This window comes from Thalassolituus sp. UBA2009 (assembly GCF_002335285.1).
In the GTDB taxonomy this organism is placed as follows: domain Bacteria; phylum Pseudomonadota; class Gammaproteobacteria; order Pseudomonadales; family Oceanobacteraceae; genus Venatoribacter; species Venatoribacter alkanivorans.
This window is the reverse complement of sequence record NZ_DDCJ01000023.1, coordinates 26,769-27,609: the sequence shown is the minus strand read 5'-3', so window position 1 is coordinate 27,609 and position 841 is coordinate 26,769. Positions and strand designations below refer to the sequence as shown.

Annotated in this window: 1 protein-coding gene; it reads right to left on the bottom strand. The window is 57.2% G+C overall.

All coding sequences use genetic code 11. From position 1 onward, the window contains the following. Window positions 1-841, bottom strand: an 841-nt coding sequence (locus B3P58_RS02865; protein WP_286716002.1) for a hypothetical protein, incomplete at both ends; no start/stop codon positions are given.

Below are 841 nucleotides of genomic sequence, written 5' to 3'. Positions count from 1 at the left end.
TTCAGGCTTTTGCCGCTGATCTGGGCGTCGAGTAAATAGTCGCCGCTGAATGGCCGGCGCAGGGCGATTAAGGCGTTCCATTGTTCAAGGCCGATGCTGTTGTCGTAAACCGCGCTGATATTGTCGCTGCGCAGCATCAGGTCGGGTTTGATCTGCCAGGTGTTAGCGGTTTGTTGCCAGTCAATCCAGCCTTGTCCGGCCAGTGCGCCATTTAAAAATTCGAGTTTGGTCAGCGCCGTCATTTCCGGCAGGTTGAGTTTGTCCCAGTTGAGCGCCAGGTCATCGAGGTGCCACTGCATACTGCCACGCTGTTGCAGCAGGTCGTGCTGCAATTGCATCCGCAGGTGCAGTTGGTTAGCGGCGCCACTGAGCTGCAGCTCGCCGTTAAGTTGTTGCTGCGGCTTGCCGTTCTGCTGATCGTCCTGCAATGAATACAGCAGTTTTATCGGCCCTTTGGCGCTGAGATCGGGAACCGGCCAGCCCTGCCAGCGCGATTTGGCCAGTTGCAGGCTGATATCACACTGGCCGCTGAACACACTTCGCAGGGCAACCAGCAACGAGCTGCCGGGCGCTGGCTGACAGCTGAATTCGCTGGTCTGTAATTGCAGGAAGCTGTCTGCCCCGTGCTGTATGTGCCAGGGCTTAATGGTCAGCCGCAGCGGGTCGCTGTGCAGGTGGTTGTTATTACTGTTGCCGTTTTCGTTGCTGTGCAGATTGCCATTGATATACAGCGTGGGCAGCAGCTGAAATTCCAGCATTGGTAATTGCCAGCCTTCGGGCTCTGTCAGCTGCAGCCTGTTGCTGATGCCGGGAATGCTGCTCAGCTGCCAGTCGCCACTGG